Raw genomic sequence first — 3,471 nt, 5'->3', positions numbered from 1 at the left:
GTGCCCGAGCCATGTGGCTCGGGCACCCCCCACGTTTTGCTTGGTTCTGCTGGGGTCGTTCGGTGGCGGTTTAGCTGAGGAGGTGGTCGAACTCGCCGTCGCGGGCGCCCAGGATGAATGCCTGGAGTTCGGCAGGGGTGAAGATGTGCGGGGTGCGTTCGGGGTTCTTGGTGTCGCCGATGAGGATGTGTCCGTCGAGGGTGCCGATCCGGACGCAGTCTCCCCCGCCTCCGCTGTGGGTGGAGACGGTCCATTCGACCTGGGTGAGGTCAAGGTCGGCCGGGTCGGGCTTGGGGTGTGTCACTGCTGCGACTCCTTGATCATTTGGCGGAGGCAGATGCGTGGGTCGCTGGGCGGTAGGGCCCGTTCCCACAGTCCGGAGTAGACCTCGGTGTAGGTCCGGACATCGGCTTCTCCCTCGAAGTACACCGAGTGGTTCATGGTTTCGACACACACGAGATCCGGGGTGGAGTCGTCGAAGTGGAGCATGACGAACGGGCCGCTGGCCCCAGGGTGGATCAGGGGTTCGTAGGGCAGGACACGGATGTCGTGGCGCGGATGGTCGGCCGCTGTGAGGAGATGTTCGAGCTGCTCCTTCATCGTGGCCGGGTCGCCGACAGAGCGGGTCAGGGCGCGCTGGCAGATCAGGGCCCGGAGGTGCTGCGGTCCTTGGGTGAAGGCCTTTTGCCGGCTGATGCGCAGGGTGGCCAGGGCGTCGATCTCTGTGGTGGTGAGGTCGGGGCGCAGGAGTGCGATGAGGTGGCGGGCGTAGCCGTGGGTTTGGAGGAGGCCGGGGATGAGGTCGGTTTGGTAGCTGGTGATGTGGTCGGCACGGCGTTCGAGGGTGAGGAAGGGCTCGAAGTGCATGCTGGTGATGAGGGCGCTGTGGGTGCGCCAGAGGGCGGGGCGTCGGCGGCGTGTGGTGTCCACGCTGATGAGGCCGAGGATTTGGTCCTTCTTGGCCTGGTCGGCGCCGTAGTGGTCAAGGAGCGCGGTGGCGGTTTCGGCGCTGACGCGTCGCTTGCCCTTCTCGATACGGCTCAGGGTTCCCGTGTCGGACTTGATGCCGATCCTGTTGAGATGCTCGACGACCTGGATGAGGCTGAGATCGGAGATGTCGCGCAACTCTTTGAGCGCAGCGCCGATTTGGCTTCCCGGTAGTGATGCGGTGGGTTCGGTCGTCTGCGGCATGAGCGCTAGTGTGCCCGGTCGTTCGGTGCGCGACAACCAGTCAATTAAGCAACCTATGGAGCAGATTGCGCCTTTCAGTTGCCAACTCGGCTGGGTGGGAGCACCCTAGTGAGGGTCACCCTGGGTGGCTGCGCCGTTGCCTCTGGTGGCATATGCGGCAGGTCGCCGTGTCGAGGGGTGATCCGAGCCCCTTGTGCGAGGAAGGCTGTCGATGCCGCGTCCGACACGGTTGCGAGTACTGCTCCAGCAGCGGCGGCGGGACGATTGGACCGTGCTGGGGGTCCCGGGTGGGCGGGCCGCCGCGGCCACGTCAGCGGGACAGTTCCTGTCGCACGGAGATGATCTGGGCGTGGATGGGTTGCCAGGGGAAGGCTGCTGCCCCGGGGCGGCCGGATGCGGGTTCGGGGAGGTTTTCGTCGTCGAGGACGAATCGGACGCCTTCTGCGCGCAGCCGTTCGACGCTTTCACGGAACGGGCGGCGGGTGGCGAGCGCTTTGTTGGGCCAGGGGGCGGCGATGACGGGGATGCCGAGTCCGATGGCTTCGTTGACCAGTCCCAGGGCGAGGGTGTCGGAGATGCCGGCCGCGAGTTTGTTCACGGTGTTGAAGGTGGCCGGTGCGACCAGCATGGCGTTGGCGGGCGGCAGGACGTCCGGGTCATCGGGATGCTTGTAGTCGTGGCGCACGGGGTATCCGGTCAGCTGCTGCAGGGCGGCCGTGTCGAGGAACTCCCGCCCTTTGGGGGTCGCGACGACGCACACCCGCCAGCCTTCTGTTTGGGCCCACTGGGCGAAACGTGGCAGGTCTTGCGCGGGGTATCCGCCACATGCCACCACATACAACACCGGATTCGAGCCGTCCACCGTCACGCTCCTTGCGCCAGGCCGCCATGCCCCGCCGCCGTGCACTCACACGTTCTGTGCGGGGCGTCTGATTCTGTCATGCGGGTGGCGGCGTATGGCTGACACACCGGTGGGCCAGGGGGACCTGGCGGGCGTGGCCGGCGAGCGGGTGGAGTGGCACCGGCGGCGGCGGGGCCTGTCCCGCCGCGAACTCGGCGCCCTGGTCGGGCACACCGAGCGATGGGTCTGCCTCCTGGAGACCGAGGGACGAGGCGCCCTGCGTCTGGACAACCTGATCTCTATCGCCCGCGCCCTGCGGCTGGACGACCTCAGCACGCTCACCGGCCGTCGGTTCACCGCCACCTCACTCGACCTACCCGAACACCCCGCCGTCCCCGAAGTCCGCCAGGCCCTCACCCACGCCCTGCTCCAGCCACCACCCGAACAACCTCCCTGTACCCTCACCGCGTTGGAGCAGCGCATCCGGCACGCCTGGGCCGCCTGGCACGTCTCCCGCACCCAGAACACCTCCCTGGGGCTCCTGCTACCGTCTCTGCTGCGCGATGCCACCGCTTTGACCCGCACGGCCACCGGATCCCGCATTCGCGACACCCACGCGATGGCCACCCGCGTCCACCTCCTGGGGCAGCGCTTCGCCTACAGCGTGCGCGCCATGGACCTCGCCGTGCAGTTCACCGACCGCGCCCTGCTGTCCGCCACCGCTGCCGACAGCACGCCCCTCACGACGTTGGCCGGCTGGGCGTCCGCCATGACCTCCCTCACCGCTCATCAGCCCCAGGAAGCCGAAGACACCGCACTCATCACCCTGCGCCACCTTCCCCACCCCGCCACGGCCGAGGAAAGCTCCCTCCGTGGGGCATTGCTCCTGTTCGCCGCCATGGGTGCCGCAGCCGACCGCCGCCCGGACGAAGCCTGGACCCACTGGAAAGCAGCAGAGGAGTCCGCTCAGAGCCTGGGAACGTACGTTCACCCGGAGACCATGTTCGGGCAGACCAACGTCGCCATCTATGCCGTAGCGGTCAACATCGAATGTGGGCGCACCAACGCTGCCGTGGCCAGTGCCCAACAGCTCGACCCCCGTCACATGCCCTCCGCCAACCGCCGCGCCCAGCATTTCATCGACCTCGCCCGCAGCCATCACCAGGCCAAAGACCGCCCCGCCACCCGCGGAGCACTCCTTGAGTCGGTTGCGGCCTCCCGGGAAACCATCGTTTTCAACCCCCTCGGCCGCCAGCTGGCACACGACCTCGTCCGCAACGCCCCTCCGGATGACACCGAGGTCGCCAACCTGGCGCAACACCTCGGACTGCGATGAACACCCCACGCCTCGCCAGACTGGTTGCCCCTCGACTGCTAGACGAGTCATTCCGAATGCTGATGGTGTGTCTGGGAACGTGGACAGGGCGTCCAAGATCGTT

The 3,471-nt window shown here is 67.4% G+C and carries 4 protein-coding genes; 1 reads left to right on the top strand and 3 read right to left on the bottom strand.

The features are described from left to right. Positions 1 to 70 precede the first annotated feature (70 nt). From NBG84_RS33655 to NBG84_RS33635, 3 genes are all read right to left on the bottom strand, one after another. Positions 71 to 304: a DUF397 domain-containing protein gene (locus tag NBG84_RS33655; RefSeq protein ID WP_250923472.1), complete on the bottom strand. Its 234-nt coding sequence runs from the start codon at positions 302 to 304 to the stop codon at positions 71 to 73. Then, positions 301 to 1,191, bottom strand: a complete 891-nt coding sequence (locus tag NBG84_RS40840) for a helix-turn-helix domain-containing protein (protein WP_285368496.1) — start codon at positions 1,189 to 1,191, stop codon at positions 301 to 303. Before NBG84_RS40840 ends, NBG84_RS33655 begins: the two co-directional genes overlap by 4 nt. Before the next feature lie 310 nt (positions 1,192 to 1,501). Next, a complete protein-coding gene (locus tag NBG84_RS33635; RefSeq protein ID WP_250923471.1) occupies positions 1,502 to 2,053 on the bottom strand; it encodes a flavoprotein in 552 nt (183 codons plus the stop codon). Positions 2,054 to 2,147: 94 nt separating this feature from the next. Between NBG84_RS33635 and NBG84_RS33630 the strand changes: the two genes are divergently transcribed. Beyond that, the gene (locus NBG84_RS33630) at positions 2,148 to 3,368 is read left to right on the top strand and encodes a helix-turn-helix domain-containing protein (RefSeq protein WP_250923470.1); all 1,221 of its coding nucleotides are present in this window, start codon (positions 2,148 to 2,150) and stop codon (positions 3,366 to 3,368) included. The last annotated feature ends 103 nt before the right edge of the window (positions 3,369 to 3,471 follow it).

The sequence above is a fragment of the Streptomyces albipurpureus genome (assembly GCF_023701525.1).
GTDB classification, from domain to species: Bacteria; Actinomycetota; Actinomycetes; order Streptomycetales; family Streptomycetaceae; genus Streptomyces; species Streptomyces albipurpureus.
The sequence above is the reverse complement of the archived record's forward strand: the minus strand, read 5'-3'. Positions and strand labels throughout refer to the sequence as shown.

What these genes read in the sequence shown, in the direction of transcription:
- NBG84_RS33630 (WP_250923470.1), top strand. Translation starts at nt 2,148, where the DNA reads ATGGCTGACACACCGGTGGGCCAGGGGGACCTGGCGGGCGTGGCCGGC.
- NBG84_RS40840 (WP_285368496.1), bottom strand. Translation starts at nt 1,191, where the DNA reads ATGCCGCAGACGACCGAACCCACCGCATCACTACCGGGAAGCCAAATC.